We start from the raw sequence: 18002 nt of genomic DNA, 5'->3' as shown, positions 1-18002 counted from the left end.
GCCATGTAGATAAAAAAATACCTACATGGCTCTTTTGCCAAAGCGTAGGTACAACGGGAATAACCCTTGTACCTACGCGTAATTTTTCCGCTAGGTTTCAAGGGTTACGTATGATGATGATGATGTTTTTGTGCAAATGTAACTACAGTTGTTGTATAAGTAAGCATAGTTCTTTGCTCCCTTTCTCCTCTGATTTTGAAGTTAGTATACTACATGTTTTTTTGAATGAAAAGAAAAATATAAAAATTTTTATAAAAATCCGTTTTAAAGATTAAATATTTACCTATATTTTTCTTGTACTGGAAAATAAGTGAGAGATTGGCAGAAGAGTGAAGCATGTTATAATACATATAGAATTAGAAGGTGACAAGGGGCTATTGTAGATGATGAGTAAGTATGAACAAATTTATACAGAAATCAGTAAATCTATTGATAATAAACAATTAAAAGAGGGATGCAAAATCCCATCAGAAACAGAATTAATGAAGCAGTATGAGGCAAGCCGAGGCACGGTGAGAAAAGCTGTAGATTTACTGCAAGAGCGTGGATATGTGCAAAAAATTCATGGAAAAGGTGTTTTTGTTTTAAAGCGAAAAAATATTGAATTTAATTTTGGCGGTATTGTAAGTTTTCAAGAAGAAAATGAACGTTTAGGACGTCATTGTATTACAGAAGTTGTGGAAATGGACAAAGAAAAAGCCACAAAAGAAATTGCAAAATTATTAAATGTAAAAGAAAAAACAGAGATTGACCATATTAAACGTGTACGAAATATTGATGGAGAAAAAGTAATTTTAGATATAAATCATTTTGTATCTGAGTTTGTTCCAGGATTAACGAAAGAAATTGCAACTGCATCGATTTATAAATACATCGAGAAAGAGCTTGGGCTACATATTAGTTATTCGCAGAGGGTAATTGAAGTACAGCCATGTACAGAGGATGACAGAAAGTATTTAGATTTAAATGGAACAGACTATGTTGTCGTTGTGAAAAACTTTACACATTTGTATGATGGAAGTCAGTTTGAATATACAGAATCACGCCACCGTTTAGATATTTTTCACTTTTCGGATGTGGCACGCAGGAAGTAAAGAGGTGGAACAAAATATTGTTTCATCTCTTTTTTTTATAAAAAAAACACAAACTCGTATATACGAGTGTTGACTAACTTATATATACGAGTTAATATGTAATTGTAAACGGTATCAAAAAAAGAAAAGAGGGACGGGAATATGGGGAAAGACTATCGTAAAACAGCAGAGGAAGTGTTGCAGTATATTGGTGGGAAAGACAATATTGAACAAGCTGCACATTGTGTGACGAGGCTCCGTATCGCTTTAAAAGATGAAAGTAAAATAGATAATGATAAATTACAGTCTGTTTCATTAGTGAAAGGAGCGTTTCATAACGCTGGTATATTTCAAGTTGTAATTGGTCCAGGAGATGTAGATCGTGTTTACGCTGAATTGATAACGCTTGCGGGTATGAAAGAATCGACTGTAGCTGACGTAAAAGACTCTGGAAATCAGAAGTTAAATCCAGCTCAAAAGTTTGTAAAAATATTTTCAGATGTATTTATGCCGATATTACCAGCGATCGTAACGGCTGGTTTACTAATGGGTATTAACAATCTATTAGGCGCAAAGGACTTATTTTTTGATGGGAAAAATTTATTAGATGTTTATCCGAACTTAGGCGGGCTTTGGGATTTAATTAATATGATGGCCAATACAGCATTCGTATTCTTACCAGCACTTGTCGGGTGGTCAGCAACGAAGCGTTTTGGTGGTAGTCCAATACTAGGGATTGTTATGGGATTAATGCTTGTGCACCCGGCCTTATTAAACGCTTGGGACTATGGAAAAGCAGCGACTGGTTTAGACGGACAAAAGATTGAGTACTTCGATATTTTAGGACTGTTCCAAATTGAAAAGGTAGGGTATCAAGGTCAAATCTTGCCGGTTTTAGTAGCTGCATTTGTGTTAAGTAAAGTAGAAATTTTCTTAAAGAAACATGTACCAAATGCAATTCAATTATTAGTTGTACCAATTACAACAATCGTTGTGACAGGTGTGTTAGCATTAGGAATTATTGGTCCGGTTACACGTCATATTGGAGATTTATTAACAGTAGGATTAGTAGGTGTATATGAAACAGTACCAGTAGTTGGAGCAGTATTATTTGGAGCGTTATATGCACCACTTGTAATTACAGGTATGCATCATATGTTTATTGCAATTGATTTACAATTGATTGCACAACATGGCGGTACATTTATTTGGCCGATGATTGCTCTTTCTAACATTGCGCAAGGTAGTGCGGCACTTGCGATGTTCTGGATTTCTAAAAATCAAAATGATAAAAGTATGGCATCAACATCAGCCATTTCAGCATACTTCGGTATTACAGAACCAGCAATGTTTGGTGTGAATTTACGAAATAAGTTCCCGTTTTATGCAGCGATTATAGGGTCTGCTGTGGCAGCGATATTCATTACATTAAATGGTGTATTAGCACCTGCTATCGGAATTGGGGGATTGCCAGCATTTATTTCTATCATTCCGAAATCGATTCCAATGTTTATTGTCGGAATGATTATTGCAGTTGTAATCCCATTTACTTTAACATGGTTATTTGCAAAAAGAGTGAAACAGAAGTAGGAGGAAGTTAAACATGAAGGATTGGCATAAAAGTGTAGTCTATCAAATTTATCCGAAGAGCTTTAATAGTTATTACAATAGAGAAACCGGTGATATAAAAGGGGTTACAGAGAAACTAGATTATTTAAAAGAACTCGGAGTGGATTATATTTGGTTAACACCGATATACCAATCACCACAAAATGATAATGGATATGATGTAAGTGATTATTACAGCATTGATCCATCTTACGGAACGATGGAAGAGTTTGAAGAACTTTTAGCAGAAGCGAAAGTACGTAACATTGAAATTATGCTTGATATTGTTGTAAATCATAGTTCGACTGAACATAAGTGGTTTAAAGAAGCGAAGGAAGATAAAAATAGTCCATATCGTAATTACTATATTTGGCGTGATGAAAAAAATAATTGGCAGTCTAAGTTTGGTGGATCTGCTTGGAAATATGATGAGAAGACGGAGCAATATTATTTACATCTATTTGATGAAACACAAGCTGATTTAAATTGGGAAAATGAAAAACTGCGTGAAGAAGTATATGATATGATGCGCTTTTGGCTGGATAAAGGGGTAACGGGATTCCGATTAGATGTCATTAATTTAATTTCAAAAGACCAATGCTTTTTAAACGATGAAGGTAGTACTGCGACAAGTGATGGACGCAAGTATTATACAGATGGCCCGCGTGTTCATGAATATTTACAAGAGATGAACCGAAATGTTTTTGCAGGAAAAGATGTCATTACAGTTGGAGAAATGTCATCTACGACAATTGATAATTGTATTAAATATTCTAATCCTGAGCGTAATGAATTAAGCATGACGTTTAGTTTCCATCATTTAAAAGTAGATTATCCGAATGGTGATAAGTGGACGAAAGCAGAGTTTGATTTTATTAAATTAAAAGAGATTATGTCTAACTGGCAAATTGAAATGCAAAAGGGCGGAGGATGGAATGCGTTATTTTGGTGTAATCATGACCAGCCTCGCATCGTGTCACGCTTTGGTGATGATGGAAAGTACCGAAACGAATCTGCAAAAATGTTAGCGACAGCCATGCACATGCTGCAAGGAACGCCTTATATTTATCAAGGGGAAGAAATCGGTATGACGAATCCTAAATTTGAGTCCATCGAGCAATATCGTGATGTAGAATCGTTAAATATATACGATATAAAGCTAAAAGAAGGGCTATCAAAAGAAGAGATTATAGGGATTTTAAAGCAAAAATCTCGTGACAACTCTCGCACTCCGATGCAGTGGAATGAAGAGATGAACAGTGGTTTTACAACAAGTACACCTTGGATTTCAGCGGCTGAAAATTTTAAAGAAATAAACGTAGAGAAAGCATTAGAAGATAAAGAGTCCGTATTTTATCATTATAAAAAGTTAATAGAGCTTAGAAAAACGTATGATGTAATTACAGAAGGAGAATATGCTATTTTGGATAAAAATGATCCTAAAATTTGGGCATATACTCGTACTACAGAAAGTGAAGTACTACTTGTTATAAATAACTTCTATGGAGAAGAAATAACGTATTCAGTACCAGCGCACGTTCAGTTAGATGGAATGAAACAAGAAGTACTACTGTCGAATTATAAAGATGCCAGCAAGGATATTGCAAAACTTAACTTAAGACCATATGAATCAATTGTGTATCGATATACGAAATAAAAAGGTTGTATGCCCGAGCGGCATACAACCTTTTTATTTTAAGACACCACTATACAAAATGCTTACTTCTACTTCAGGTTTGAATTTTACTTTTGCATAATCTTTATTCCAATTTTTTTTCTTCCATAAGTTAGGATGATAAGCGATAAGATGTCTTCCAATACCGAAAGCATCACAATTTGCTTTTTGTAGTTTTCGTGTTATTTTTTTCGCTTCTTTCGTGAGTTGTTTAGAAAGTTCTTTATTTAGTTTTTCTCTATCGTCCATTGTATACATATTATCTCTTGGAGATTCAAGTGCTATAACTTTTAATTGGAGCTTAATGTGAGCATAAACATTTCCTTTTTTATCTGTTGTTATTTTTAAGTCGCGTTTTAATTTTCGATTACTAATTTCCATTGTTAAATAATCAGATGTCTTCTCAGATTCATCACTAGTCAGTTTTTGGGTTATACGGGCACTTGTTCCCATTTTTCCGGTTAATAACACGAATAAAACAGATTGTTGCAAAGGTAAATGCCCAGTTAATTTATCATTGTTAAATAAAGCTAACCCGTTTGTAACTACTTCTTTTCCTTTTATTTTTATAGAAGGAAGGGTAAAGTCTTTACCGGGATCTAACATTTTTGTAGCAGCTGTTTCTAAAGTTTCTTTTGGAAATACACTCATATCTTCTAAGCTTTTCACTTTTTTCTTTAGAAAATCTCCAATTAGTAAATTTCCTATTTTCTTTTTTTCGAGTATCTCCGATGATTCACCATCTACTGCAATAAGTTTTACTAAAGCAGTTGGGTTTGTTGGATCTCGAAAGCTGACATCTAAATAGGGGAGTATACCCTTTTTTAGAATTTTGGTTCCGAGTAATTGAACACCATATTTAAAATAGCGAATATTCCCAGTCACATTTTTTTTTAGGGCATCGCCTGTATCCATTATGTTATGCCCGGTTGCTGAATATATTTCATTCTCAAATGAAGATTGCTCTCCGCTTGAACTTTTTACGAGCTCGATTGTTTGCTGGAGTTTATTCTCTTCCGTAATATCAGCTCCAACGCTATAAGCTAAACTTGCCTCCCTTAATGGTTCTTGATCCCAACAGCCAGAAAGGAGGGAACTAGCACATAATATTAAAAGTAATTTAACTCTTTTTGGGAACATACTGTTCTCCTTTCTTCTTTCTTATTATTGAATAAAGTAGAAATAAAAGAGGGAGAACAACGATGAAAATATAGGTGAACTTATCAGTGAAAGTTGAAATTACTTTTAATTCTTCAGGTGTATCTATAAATAAGGCTACACTAAAAGCAATAATACCAACGATTGGAACAGCCTTTTTATGATTAGCAAGGTTGAATATATGTCCAATTCCGATTGAAGCAGCGCAGTAATAACTAGCAATAGAAGCGACAACTGTTATCATCCAAATTGGGATGAAGATTAGGTCCGTTCGATCTATAATTCCAATATGCAAGGAGCGTAATAAGTAAGCAACTGGCTCTGGAATAAGCTCAATTTGCTTTGGACTAAATACGATAAAGCAAATCCAAACGGTAAAAGTATAAAAAAGAGTTACAAATCCATTGGCGATAGAAATGGCCTTCAGTTTTGCAATAGAACTCCCATTTACTTTTGGAAAAGCGATAAGAATAATTTCAAAACCATACATGGCTGTAATTGTTTCCTTGGATGCTTGAATTATATTCCACCATCCGGCTTCTGTAATAGGAAAAATATAAGAGAAATCAGCTCGTGAAAGCCCTAGGGCAATTAAAAGGGCCATTGGAATAATGAGAATAGAGGCCATGACATAAAATCGTACGATGACTTTAAATGTGTTATAAGCTACATAACAACAAGCTACTGTACATAATATGAGAATTGCAGACCACGGAGTTGCGTGTAAAACCCATACTTTAATGACGTTACAAGCATTCAACATAACCGTCATACCGATAAGGGTAAAATAAAAAACATAAGAAAAGCCCAATAGTTTTCCTAACTTATTACCAAATAGCATACAAACACTTTTATACATATCTGCATCAGGAAATCGTTTTAAGAAAAGCCACATAAGTAAAATAATAAGTTGAATGGCAAGCCCCGCAATGAGCGCAGAAATCCAACCACCACCTTTTGCTATCGGATGAAGCCGGTTAGGTAGAGATAGTATACCGACCCCAATTTGGCATTGAATAACGAAAAAGGTAAATTGAACAAGTGAAATTTTACTTTGCGTGTTTGTCACCGTCCTCATCCTCTCTCGTTACATGTTGGCGCTGCATTTTTTTCGGTTTTGGATCATGTGGTCTTTCCCAAAATGACCAAATTGGTAGTCTTATGAAAGAATCTTTCATATCTTTAATCCGCATCGGGGCAACAGGAGAAAGATATGGTGTATGAAATGAATGAAGCTGACATAAGTGAACGAAAGTTATAATGAGACCGAATGATATTCCTACATATCCGAATATGGCAGCAAGGAGCATTAATGGAAAACGAAGAATCCGAACTGCTGAACTCATATCGTTTGATGGAACGAGAAAAGATGAGATTGCAGTTAAAGCTACAACGATGATCATTGTGTAAGAAACGAGTCCAGCTTTTACAATTGCATCCCCAATTACTAAACCACCTACAATACCGATTGTTTGTCCAACGCGGCTCGGCAAGCGAATACCAGCTTCTCGTAATAACTCGAAAATTAACTCCATTAAGAGAGCTTCAAAAATAGGAGGAAGCGGTACTTTCTCTAATGAAGCTTTAATCGTATACACAAGTTCGAGCGGTAACACATCAGGATGAAAAGCAACAGTTGCAATATATAAAGCTGGTAAGAGAAAGGCAATTAAAAAACTTACTAAGCGAATCATTCGGACGAAAGAACCGACAATCCAACGGTTATTATAATCATCTGGTGATTGATAGAAAGCAAATAACGTAACAGGAACGATGAGTGCTGTTGGATCTCCATCAGATAAAATAGCAACACGCCCTTCCATTAAATTAGCAACAGTTCTATCTGGACGCTCTGTATTTAATTGCTGCGGAAATGGGGAGAAAGACGTATCCTCTATAAATTCTTGTATGTATCCTGGTGGCATAAGTGCATCCGTTTTAATGGTTTCCAATCTTCTTTTCACTTCTATAACTAAATCGTCATTCGCTATATTTTGCATATAAGTAATTGCCACTTTCGTGTGCATTTCTTCACCGAGTGTAAAATACTTAACAACTAAATTTGGACTCTTAATGAGTTTACGAATAGAGGTTAAATTAGTTGCTAGATCCTCTACAAAACCAGTATGTGGACCGCGCACAACTCCTTCATTATCAGGCTCTGCTATATCTCTCTTTAAAGATAAGGTTGTTTCGAAAATACAAAAACTGTCGACGTGTTCATGAAAATATAAGGATTTACCTTGTAATAAAAGTTGTATCCCATAATTTAAATTCGTTTCTTTTTTCATATTTAACGTAGAAAAAGATTTATCTAAAGATAAATCTGATCGCGTTAATAATGGCTCAAGGACTAACTGATGAATTAGATTTGGATCTGCTAAAGATTCGATATATAAGATTGCTCCTTTTCCGTTTTGAAAAGGGAGATCTAATTTTTTTATATCATCAGAATGAGAAAGTTTATTTTCAATGTAATTAATGTTCTCCGGAAGTGATGGAAACATATGCTTTTGTTTTTTACTCTCTTGTTGTTCTTTTTGCTCTGTCATAATTTCCACCTCTCTTAAAGTGCAATTGTTTCTGTTAATTTTTGTCGTTTGTGAGAAATTTATGCTTGAATTATTTAAAAAAAAGAGGATTGAAGGTTACGTTACATTGTCTTTTGTGCATTATTCAATTTCATAGCAGTACTTCTAACATTTGTGTCGAATTAAGAAGATATATAGGAGGGATATATATGGAAATAGCTGTAGAACGTGTTTTTACGAAAGAGATTTTAAAAAGAGCAGCGAATTTGTTTCATGTAACAGTGGAAGAAAAGCCACTTGGAGATTTTGAGAATTATATTTTTAAGGCGAAGGGTGATAATGATGAAGATTACGTATTACGTTTAACACATTCTTCTCATCGTTCTAAACAAGAGGTAGAGGCTGAACTAGATTTTTTACGATATGTTGCGGAGAATGGGGCAAAGGTAGCAGGACCTCTTTATTCAACGTCTCGAAATCTCGTAGAAGAAATCGTAGCAGAGGATGGAACGTTCTTTTCCGCTTCTTTATTTACATATGCAAAAGGTGAGCAAGTAAAAGGAGAGGAATCGCCTTATTGGGGCGAGCCTCTCTTTGAAGCATGGGGAAAAGCGATTGGGCAACTGCATCGCCTTACAATGGAATATCCTAAAACAGACTACCGTGATACGTGGGAAGAAGACGAAAGTGGAATTGTTAATGAATTAGAAGATGGTCAAGTGAAAAAGATTGCAGCGGTACTAATGGATGAAATTAAGGCCCTTCCAGTTGAAAGAGAAACGTTCGGTCTTATGCACGGTGATATCCATCAAGGTAATTTTCATTATGATGGTAAAGAGCTAACAATCTTTGATTTTGATGATGCGGCTTATAATTACTTTATACATGATTTAGCGATGGTTCTATACTACTCTGTTCTATTTACAACGTGGACAGCAGAAGAGAAGACAGATTTTGCTCGTAAACAGTTACAAGTGTTACGAAAAGGATATGAGTATGAGCACAGGCTGGCGGATAGTTGGTATGAATCGTTGCCACTATTTTTACGTTTACGTGATATAGGTTTATATGGAACGCTTCAGAAGAAGTTTAAAGGGAAAGATATGCCTGATAACTTCTTGAAATTATCAGAAGAGCTATACGAAAGAATTATTAAAAGAGAAGCAATTGTGAATATATAATACATTTAGTTCAAAACAAAGTATATAAAACAAATATATACTTTGTTTTTTTATACAAAAATATGTTTACTTTATTAAAATAATATTGTCCTAGATTCGGTATGCACTTATAATTTTATATATATTCTGAATATTCTTTATAAAGAAGGAGGGGGAATGTTGGAAACTTTCGTAAATTGGTTAAATAATATTGTTTGGAGTCCAGCACTTGTTTATTTATGTTTAGGAGTAGGTTTATATTTTTCTATTCGAACGAAGTTTTTACAAGTAAGGCATGTAGGAGAAATGGTGAAGCTGACATTTCAAGGAGAAAAATCAGAGGCTGGTGTTTCTTCATTCCAAGCGTTAGCACTTTCGTTATCAGGACGTGTTGGGACAGGGAATATCGCTGGGGTAGCAACAGCGGTTGCATTTGGTGGACCAGGAGCTGTATTTTGGATGTGGGCAGTAGCCTTTTTAGGGGCAGGATCAGCTTATGTAGAATCAACACTCGCGCAAATATATAAGACGAAACATCAAGGGCAGTTTCGTGGTGGACCTGCTTATTACATCGAAAAAGGTCTAGGAGTTAAATGGTATGCTTTAGTATTCGTTGCAGCGACAATTCTTGCAACAGGACTTTTACTACCAGGCGTACAAGCAAATAGTATTGCTGTAAGTTTAGAAACGGCTTTTGGTATTAATACTACCGCATCAGGGGCTATATTAGTTGTTGTATTAGCTCTTATCATTTTCGGTGGAGTAAAGCGAATTGTTAACGTAGCGCAAGTTGTCGTACCTTTTATGGCAATAGGCTATATTTTAGTAGCTTGCGTCATTGTTGCTATGAATATTGAAAAATTGCCAGAAGCATTTATGTTAATTATAAGAAGTGCATTTGCATTAGAAGCTGCTTTCGGTGGTATTATCGGTTTAGCAATCTCTTGGGGGGTAAAACGTGGTATTTATTCCAATGAAGCAGGACAAGGGACTGGACCACACGCAGCAGCAGCAGCCGAAGTATCACATCCAGCTAAGCAAGGTTTAGTGCAAGCATTTTCCGTTTACATTGATACATTATTTGTTTGTTCAGCAACAGCATTTATGATGATTATTACAGGTATGTATAACGTATTTGATGCAAGCGGAAAAAACTTTATCGTTAATAAACTAAATGGTGCTCAGCCAGGACCAGGATATACACAGGCGGCGGTAGAATCTGTTTTCCCTGGATTTGGAAACGGTTTCGTTGCAATCTCGTTATTATTCTTCGCGTTTACAACAATTATGGCGTATTACTACATTGCAGAAACGAATATTGCGTACTTAAATCGTGATAAAGACCGTCCTTGGATGTCTATGGTACTAAAGTTTGTATTTTTAGGAGCTGTATTCTATGGATGTATAAAAACAGCAGCAACGGCTTGGGCTTTAGGCGACATTGGGGTAGGAATTATGGCATGGGTAAATATCATTGCGATTTTACTATTACAAAAACCTGCATTAGTCGCATTAAAGGATTATGAAAAACAGAAAAAAGAAGGAAAAGATCCAGTATTCGATCCAGGGCCATTAGGAATTAAAAATGCTGATTTTTGGGAGCATGAATACGGGAAAGATAAGAAAGAAGAAGTATCTTAACAGAATAGAAATGAAGAAGCAAAGGGGAAACTCTTTGCTTTTTTTTATGGACAAATTGAAGCTAAAAGTTATTTTTGGGACTATTTTTGAATATAAAAAGAATGTACATGCATTGTTAGGGGAAGGGGGAGTATGTTGATAGAATTTCGTAATGTAAATAAATATTATGGTAACTTTCAAGTTTTGAAAAATATTAATGTGCAAGTGAAAAAAGGCGAAGTGGTAGTAGTTGTCGGGCCTTCAGGATCAGGAAAAAGTACATTGCTTCGATGTATAAATCAATTAGAGGCAATTACAGATGGAGAATTAATTGTACAAAATACAGAGGTACACAATAAAAAAACGGACATGAATGAATTGCGGCGAAATATTGGGATGGTCTTTCAACATTTTTATTTATATCCACATAAAACGGTTCTTCAAAATATTACATTAGCACCGATTAAAGTAAATAAAGTTTCCAAAGAAGAAGCAGAGAAAACAGCAATGCTTTATTTAGAGAAAGTAGGAATCCCAGAGAAGGCTAACGTATATCCACATCAATTATCCGGAGGACAACAGCAACGGGTGGCAATTGCTAGAGGACTTGCAATGCAGCCGGAAATTATGCTATTCGATGAGCCTACGTCTGCTCTTGATCCAGAGATGATTGGAGAGGTACTTGATGTTATGAAAGCACTGGCTAAAGAAGGGATGACAATGGTCGTTGTCACGCATGAAATGGGATTTGCTAGAGAGGTAGCAGATAGGATCTTATTTATGGATGATGGTCAAATTATTGAAGATACAACACCGGCGCACTTTTTTGCAAACCCTGAACAAGAAAGAGCTCGTTTATTTTTAAGTCGGGTGCTAAATCATTAGAGGAGGAATTTTATGCTTAAAATGAAAAAATTATTTACTTTAATCGTATTTTCATGTTTATTCGTGCTTGTTGTTGCTGGTTGCGGAAGTAAGAAAGATGAGGCAAAGGAAACAAATACGAAGCAAGGCGGGGCTGTTGAACAAATTAAGAAACGAGGGAAATTAGTAGTCGGGGTAAAGAATGATACGAATTTATTTGGATTAAAAAATCCTTCAACAGGGCAGGTAGAAGGATTCGATGTTGATGTCGCGAAGGCACTTGCGAAAAAGATTCTTGGAGATGAAAAGAAGCTAGAGCTGAAAGAAGTAACGTCTAAAACACGTATTCCAATGCTGAAAAATGGTGATATTGATGCAATTATTGCAACAATGACAATTACGGAAGAACGCAAAAAAGAAGTGGATTTTTCAGATGTATATTTTAAAGCAGGACAATCGTTACTTGTGAAAAAAGGAAGCAATATTAAGAGTGTCGATGATATAAAACAAGGCGTTAAAGTATTAGCTGTAAAAGGGTCAACATCTACAAATAACATTCGTCAAAAGTCACCAGAAGCGACTGTATTAGAGTTTGAAAATTATAGTGAGGCATTTACAGCGTTAAAGGCAGGTAAAGGTGATGTGTTAACGACAGATAATGCGATCCTTTACGGAATGGCAAAACAAGATTCTAATTATGAAGTAGTAGGAAAAATTTTCACAGATGAACCGTATGGAATTGCAGTGCAAAAAGGGGCAGATGATTTAACGAAAGAGATTAATACTTTAATTAAAGACATGAAAGCAAGCGGAGAGTATGACAAATTATATGAGAAATGGATTGGACAAAAACCAGAAAAGTAGATAGTAAAAGTGAGAGGATGAGAGTACTCATCCTCTTCTTGTAAAGAAAGAGGGGAGAATATGTGCCTGATTTTTCTATATTAACGAATAACATTGATATGTATTTAGAAGGATTTAAATATACAGTTATGTCTAGTGTAATTGCATTGATAGGTAGTTTTATTTTAGGAGTAATTTTGGCAGTAATGCGTATTGCACCTATTAGTATTTTAAATTGGATAGGATCAGCTTTTGTGGAGTTTGTAAGAAATATTCCACTCGTATTAATTGCATTTATATTCTATTTTGCTTTACCTGTAATAGGAATTACTTTAAATGGTTTTGTAGCAGGAACAGTTACGCTTACGGTATATACGGCAGCTTTTATTGCAGAAGTAATTCGCGCTGGTATTTTATCAGTTGCGAAAGGGCAAATGGAAGCTGCTCGCTCTTCAGGGCTAACGTATGTGCAGGCGATGTATTATGTTGTCTTACCACAAGCTGTGAAAATTGTAATTCCCCCTTTAGGAAACCAGTTTCTCAATTTAGTTAAAAACTCCTCAATACTTGGAATCATTGCTGGTGCTGATTTAATGTATCAAGGAGATTTAATTTCAACGAAGACGTTTGTTACGTTTGATGTTTATATATTTGTCGGGATGTTTTATTTAATATTAACAATTCCGCTCAGTATGCTAGTGCGTTATTTAGAAAAACGCTTAGCAAAGGAGGCGGTGTAAATGGATTTCAAGGGAGCAATTACAGGAGATCATATTCTATTTTTATTAAAAGGATTACTTATAACATTAGAGGTAGCGCTCATAGCAATTGTACTTAGTTTTATTATTGGAAGTGTAATCGGTATATTGCGCTACACGAAAATACCTGTCGTCTCACAAATATTAGGAGTTATAGTTGAAGTGATTCGAAACTTACCACTACTGTTAATTATATTTTTCACGTATTTTGCACTTCCAGAAGCAGGCTTGAAATTAGAAATTATAACAGCTGCAATTGTTGCTTTAACAATATTTGAGGCAGCAATGATATCTGAAATTGTTAGAAGTGGTTTATTGTCTATTGAAAAAGGGCAGGTTGAAGCCGCAAGATCTTCGGGATTAACTTATGTGCAAGCGCTGTGGCATATTATTTTGCCACAAGCATTAAGGAGAATGGTTCCGCCGCTTGTCAGTCAATTTATTTCATTGCTGAAGGATACGTCGCTAGCGGTTGTTATATCACTCCCTGAGCTTATGCATAATGCTCAAATTATTAGCGGGCAAAATGTGAATTACATGATTCCAACATTTATATTAGTAGCTTGTATGTACTTTATCGTAAATTATAGTTTATCAATTTTATCGAGAAGATTAGAACTTCGTTGACTCTTACAATATATGTAAGAGTTTTTTCCTTGTTTCTCCTTATTTTCCTCTAAATAGAATCTAAATCTTGCAATAATTCGATTTTTATATTATTTTATCAGAAAAGTTTTAATTTTATATAGAAAATGTAATCGCTTTCGTGTATATTTTTATTATCAGAAAATTTTAACAAGATATAGGGGTATTGGTAGGGGGAGGATTTAGATGCAGCAACCAACGAATGAGAAATTACATCGCACGATGAAGAGTAGACATTTATTTATGATCGCACTTGGTGGTGTAATCGGAACTGGTTTTTTCTTAGGTTCAGGTTACACTATTAATCAGGCTGGACCAGGGGGAGCCATCCTTTCATATTTAGTAGGCGGATTTATTATGTATTTAACAATGCTTTGTCTTGGAGAGTTAACGGTAGCTATGCCGGTTTCAGGATCTTTCCAAAAGTATGCAACGAAGTTTATTGGACCAGGAACGGGCTTTATGATTGGCTGGTTATACTGGCTTGGCTGGGCAGTAACAGTGGGGCTAGAATTAACGTCAATCGGTTTAATGATGAAAAGATGGTTTCCAAATGTTGATGTTTGGGTATGGTGCCTTGTATTCGGTGTTATTTTATATGCTTCAAACGCAATTTCGGCAAAAAGTTATGCTGAATTAGAATTTTGGTTTTCTAGTATTAAAGTAATTACAATCCTTGCATTTGTCGTTCTTGGTGGTAGTGCATTATTAGGATTTATATCATATGACGGAAAAGAAGCAGCACCTCTTTTCTCTAACTTTGTAAGCGATGGTGGGCTTTTCCCGAATGGACTAGCTGCCGTACTACTTACAATGATTACAGTTAACTTCTCATTCCAAGGAACAGAGTTAATCGGAATTGCAGCGGGAGAAAGTGAAAATCCAGAAAAAACAATTCCACGTGCGATCCGTAATACAGTATGGCGCATTATGTTATTCTTCATTTTAACAATGACGATTTTAGTAGGGTTAATTTCTTGGAAAGAAGCTGGCGTAATTGAAAGTCCATTCGTAGTCGTATTTGATAAAATCGGTATTCCGTATGCAGCTGATATTATGAATTTCGTTATTATTACAGCGTTACTATCTGTAGCGAATTCAGGATTATATGCGGCAACTCGTATACTATGGTCACTTGCAAATGAAGGAATGGCACCAAAGTCTTTCCAAAAAGTAAATAAACGTGGTATTCCAATTACAGCGTTAGTTGTAACAATTGCTGTAGCTGCTTTATCTTTATTAACAAGCTTCCTTGCAGAAGATACAGTATACATGTATTTATTATCGATAGCTGGTTTATCGGCTGTTTCAAGTTGGATCATTATTGCTCTATCGCAACTTCGCTTTAGAAGTCAGTATATAAAAGGCGGGGGAAAGTTAGAGGACTTAAAGTATAGAACACCACTATACCCGATTGTTCCAATTTTAGCTTTAATTACAAATAGCATCGTTGTTATTAGTTTAGCGTTTATTCCTGAACAAAGAATGGCGTTATACTGTGGTATTCCATTTATCATTTTCTGCTATATATATTATTATATTAGTAAGAAACGGCAGAAACCGATGAAAGTGGAGATGGAAAAAACAAATGAAACTAACAATCAAACACGATGATATAGAAGCAGATTTATTGTATGGTCAATTAGCGATTGGAAAAGAAAACGGTTATTCACCGTTACAATTACTCGTTTCTTCTATCGCAGGGTGTAGTGCAATTGTCTTTCGAACGATTTTAGAAAAGAAACGTATTCCATACGATACGTTTACAATCGAAACTGAAATTGGTAGAAGTGAAGCGTTATCGAAGCCAGTTGAAAGTGTTCATTTGCACTATAAAATTAAAGCGCAAAATATTACAGAAGAGCAGCTGGACAAGGCGCTGCAACTTGCAGTGAAAAATTGTACGATTGTTCAATCTGTAAAAGATAGTATAAAGGTTACGGAAACAATTGAACTAATAAAATGAAACATAAAAACGTGAGAATACGGCTCTCACGTTTTTATGTTTTTAATAAAGGAAGAAAGTATGATGGAATGTTTAGGTTGTAAATTAGCAAACGAAGAGGAAAAAATATATAAAATATATAAAGATGACTATGTAACTTGCTTTTTAGATCATGCGCCTTTCTACCCAGGACATACTTTAATTGTGCCAAAGCAACATGTTGTAGAAGTAGATGAATTAAATGATGTTGTAGCAAAATCCGTTATGGATGCTTCTAAGCTTATTGCAAAAGCGATTAAGATAGTATATAAACCTGACGGAGTTACAGTTTGTCAAAATGGTGGAGTATTTAACGAGTTAACACATTATCATATGCATGTCGTACCAAGATATAAAGAGCGTTCGTTTGCTGAGTTTTATATGGTACAACCGGGACAAAAGAAGAATCATAATTTGGAAGAAATAAAGACGTTGTTAAAAGAAGAGATAGAGAAAATACTGCACACTAAAAAGGCGTAAGAGAATTTCTCTTACGCCTTTTTAGTCTTCATACATATGTAAAACTTCTTTCGCACGCATACGTAAACCATCTATCAATTCTATCGGTTCTAAAACTTTTGCATCTTTTCCGAGTCTATAAAATAAAGGGGTAATAAAATTGATTTCTCCTTTATCAATTGTTGAATGTATATATCCTGTCCCGTTTTCGTTTGTTACAACGAATTCTTCAAGGTAAGGCACGCTTTTACATTGGCGTACGCCTTCTGTTGACAGTAAAACATGTAACTGAGTAGGATTATGTACTACGTGAGAGTTAGAGGCAAACCACTCTTCTAAATTCATGAATGTATCTTCATTTTCTTCCGTTGATAATATAGAAAGAATACGATCGACGCGATACAGTAATGTTTTTTCTACATTAAAATCATAAGCAGGTAAATACCATAAACCATCATGCGCATATACACCGATAGGATGAACGTGTTTTGTTTTGATCCTTGATTTAGATTCGTATTGAAAGTGTAAATTTTTATTTTCAATAGCCGCTGTTAACACTTCGTTTAAAAGTGGTGTCTCAATTGTTCTTTTCGGATTCCAAAAGGCGATATAAGAACGTATTTTGTCAACTTTAGCTTTCGCATCATGTTGTAGGGAGCTATATAGTTTATGTGTAACGGAATTTATTTCTGTGTTAAAAGGCAAGTCTCTGTAGTAGCTTAAAGATTGAAAGGCAAAAAAGATAGAGACTGCTTCTTCTTCGGTAAATAAAATAGGTGGAATTACTCTATTCGTTAATACTTTATATCCTCCGTTGCGACCTTGTTCAGCGTAAATGGGTAATCCCATATCACTTAAATCTAAAATGTATCTATGGACAGTACGAACAGAAATATTAAATTCATCGGCTATTTCTTGAGCTGTAAATGCTTTTTTCGCAGAAGCAAATATAAGAATATCTAATAAGCGTTTAGCTTTTGACAAATGTATCACCTTTTTTCTTTTTAAACATGACATAAATTGTCGTGTTTTATTGTTAGTATATTGTTTACATCATAATGTTATCAAGATGAGGTATAAGGAGGAAAAAATATGTCACGTGAAATAGTTTTATTTATTGCGGCGAGCTTAGATGGATATATTGCGAAAGAAGATGATGATTTACAGTGGTTAATGGAAACCGAAGGAGAGGGAGATAACGGTTATACAGAAATGTACGAAACTATTGATACAATAATTATGGGAAAAAGAACGTATGATTATGTAGTAGAGCATATAGAACCATTCCCGTATTTAGATAAAAAATGTTATGTTTTTTCTAACTCAGAAAAAGGTTCAAACGAACACGTGGAGTTTGTAAATGAAGATGTAGTGGAGTTTACAAAAAGGTTAAAAGCACAAGAAGGATCTAAAATATGGATGGTCGGTGGAGGGAGTCTCTTAAGAGAGTTCTTTAAGAATAATCTAATTGATGAATATGTTGTTACGATTACACCTCACATATTAGGTTCTGGAGTTCCGTTATTTCAAGACAAGAACCCGGAAATTAATTTAACTTTAACGGATACGAAACGTTTTGGGCAATTTGTAAATTTATATTATAAAGTAAAGTGATAAAAAACAC

The 18002-nt window shown here is 35.0% G+C and carries 17 protein-coding genes; 13 read left to right on the top strand and 4 right to left on the bottom strand.

Going from position 1 to position 18002, the window contains the following annotated elements; genetic code table 11:
* The first annotated feature begins 383 nt into the window (after positions 1-383).
* The 3 genes from treR (at position 384) to treC (ending at position 4338) form a co-directional block, all read left to right on the top strand.
* Complete coding sequence (treR, locus tag ACQGS6_RS01895; protein WP_000987244.1) at positions 384-1094, top strand: trehalose operon repressor; 711 nt, start codon at positions 384-386, stop codon at positions 1092-1094.
* A gap of 141 nt (positions 1095-1235) precedes the next feature.
* Entirely contained in the window at positions 1236-2663 is a 1428-nt protein-coding gene (gene treP / locus ACQGS6_RS01890) for a PTS system trehalose-specific EIIBC component (protein WP_000513940.1), read from the top strand.
* A 13-nt stretch (positions 2664-2676) separates the two neighbouring features.
* A complete protein-coding gene (treC, locus tag ACQGS6_RS01885) occupies positions 2677-4338 on the top strand; it encodes an alpha,alpha-phosphotrehalase (RefSeq protein WP_000656144.1) in 1662 nt (553 codons plus the stop codon).
* Positions 4339-4371: 33 nt separating this feature from the next.
* Here treC and ACQGS6_RS01880 read toward each other — a convergent pair whose 3' ends face one another.
* From ACQGS6_RS01880 to gerKA, 3 genes are read right to left on the bottom strand one after another with little or no spacing between them, the layout of a single operon-like run.
* Complete coding sequence (locus ACQGS6_RS01880; RefSeq protein WP_000484124.1) at positions 4372-5496, bottom strand: Ger(x)C family spore germination protein; 1125 nt, start codon at positions 5494-5496, stop codon at positions 4372-4374.
* A complete protein-coding gene (locus ACQGS6_RS01875; RefSeq protein ID WP_000185796.1) occupies positions 5477-6583 on the bottom strand; it encodes a GerAB/ArcD/ProY family transporter in 1107 nt (368 codons plus the stop codon). Before ACQGS6_RS01875 ends, ACQGS6_RS01880 begins: the two co-directional genes overlap by 20 nt.
* Entirely contained in the window at positions 6564-8066 is a 1503-nt protein-coding gene (gene gerKA, locus ACQGS6_RS01870) for a spore germination protein GerKA (RefSeq protein ID WP_426964858.1), read from the bottom strand. Before gerKA ends, ACQGS6_RS01875 begins: the two co-directional genes overlap by 20 nt.
* Positions 8067-8254: 188 nt before the next feature.
* Between gerKA and ACQGS6_RS01865 the strand changes: the two genes are divergently transcribed.
* The 9 genes from ACQGS6_RS01865 (at position 8255) to ACQGS6_RS01825 (ending at position 16399) form a co-directional block, all read left to right on the top strand.
* A complete protein-coding gene (locus ACQGS6_RS01865) occupies positions 8255-9226 on the top strand; it encodes a phosphotransferase enzyme family protein (protein WP_000401648.1) in 972 nt (323 codons plus the stop codon).
* Between the two features lie 159 nt (positions 9227-9385).
* Positions 9386-10846 (top strand): alanine/glycine:cation symporter family protein, encoded by a 1461-nt coding sequence (locus tag ACQGS6_RS01860; protein WP_000447396.1) that lies wholly within the window; start codon positions 9386-9388, stop codon positions 10844-10846.
* 132 nt (positions 10847-10978) lie between these two features.
* Positions 10979-11710 (top strand): amino acid ABC transporter ATP-binding protein, encoded by a 732-nt coding sequence (locus ACQGS6_RS01855; RefSeq protein WP_044584131.1) that lies wholly within the window; start codon positions 10979-10981, stop codon positions 11708-11710.
* 12 nt (positions 11711-11722) lie between these two features.
* Entirely contained in the window at positions 11723-12553 is an 831-nt protein-coding gene (gene glnH / locus ACQGS6_RS01850) for a glutamine ABC transporter substrate-binding protein GlnH (RefSeq protein WP_000916491.1), read from the top strand.
* A gap of 62 nt (positions 12554-12615) precedes the next feature.
* The gene (locus ACQGS6_RS01845; RefSeq protein WP_044584132.1) at positions 12616-13272 is read left to right on the top strand and encodes an amino acid ABC transporter permease; all 657 of its coding nucleotides are present in this window, start codon (positions 12616-12618) and stop codon (positions 13270-13272) included.
* Entirely contained in the window at positions 13273-13917 is a 645-nt protein-coding gene (locus ACQGS6_RS01840; RefSeq protein ID WP_000345955.1) for an amino acid ABC transporter permease, read from the top strand. It abuts the gene before it with no gap.
* 204 nt (positions 13918-14121) lie between these two features.
* Positions 14122-15549 carry an amino acid permease gene (locus ACQGS6_RS01835; RefSeq protein ID WP_001187092.1) on the top strand — a complete coding sequence of 476 codons (1428 nt, stop codon included), beginning with the start codon at positions 14122-14124 and terminating at the stop codon, positions 15547-15549.
* Positions 15524-15901, top strand: coding sequence for an OsmC family protein (locus ACQGS6_RS01830; protein WP_000778818.1), 378 nt, complete (start codon positions 15524-15526; stop codon positions 15899-15901). Before ACQGS6_RS01835 ends, ACQGS6_RS01830 begins: the two co-directional genes overlap by 26 nt.
* A gap of 36 nt (positions 15902-15937) precedes the next feature.
* Entirely contained in the window at positions 15938-16399 is a 462-nt protein-coding gene (locus ACQGS6_RS01825; RefSeq protein WP_165365604.1) for an HIT family protein, read from the top strand.
* 21 nt (positions 16400-16420) lie between these two features.
* Here ACQGS6_RS01825 and ACQGS6_RS01820 read toward each other — a convergent pair whose 3' ends face one another.
* On the bottom strand, positions 16421-17395 hold the full coding sequence (locus ACQGS6_RS01820; RefSeq protein WP_113710808.1) for a helix-turn-helix transcriptional regulator: 975 nt from the start codon (positions 17393-17395) through the stop codon (positions 16421-16423).
* A 75-nt stretch (positions 17396-17470) separates the two neighbouring features.
* Here ACQGS6_RS01820 and ACQGS6_RS01815 point away from each other — a divergent pair, with 75 nt between their 5' ends.
* The gene (locus ACQGS6_RS01815; protein ID WP_000085764.1) at positions 17471-17992 is read left to right on the top strand and encodes a dihydrofolate reductase family protein; all 522 of its coding nucleotides are present in this window, start codon (positions 17471-17473) and stop codon (positions 17990-17992) included.
* Positions 17993-18002 lie beyond the last annotated feature (10 nt).

Origin of the sequence: Bacillus sp. GMs2/2 (assembly GCF_050172095.1) — a bacterium.
In the GTDB taxonomy this organism is placed as follows: domain Bacteria; phylum Bacillota; class Bacilli; order Bacillales; family Bacillaceae_G; genus Bacillus_A; species Bacillus_A cereus.
The sequence above is the reverse complement of the archived record's forward strand: the minus strand, read 5'-3'. Positions and strand labels throughout refer to the sequence as shown.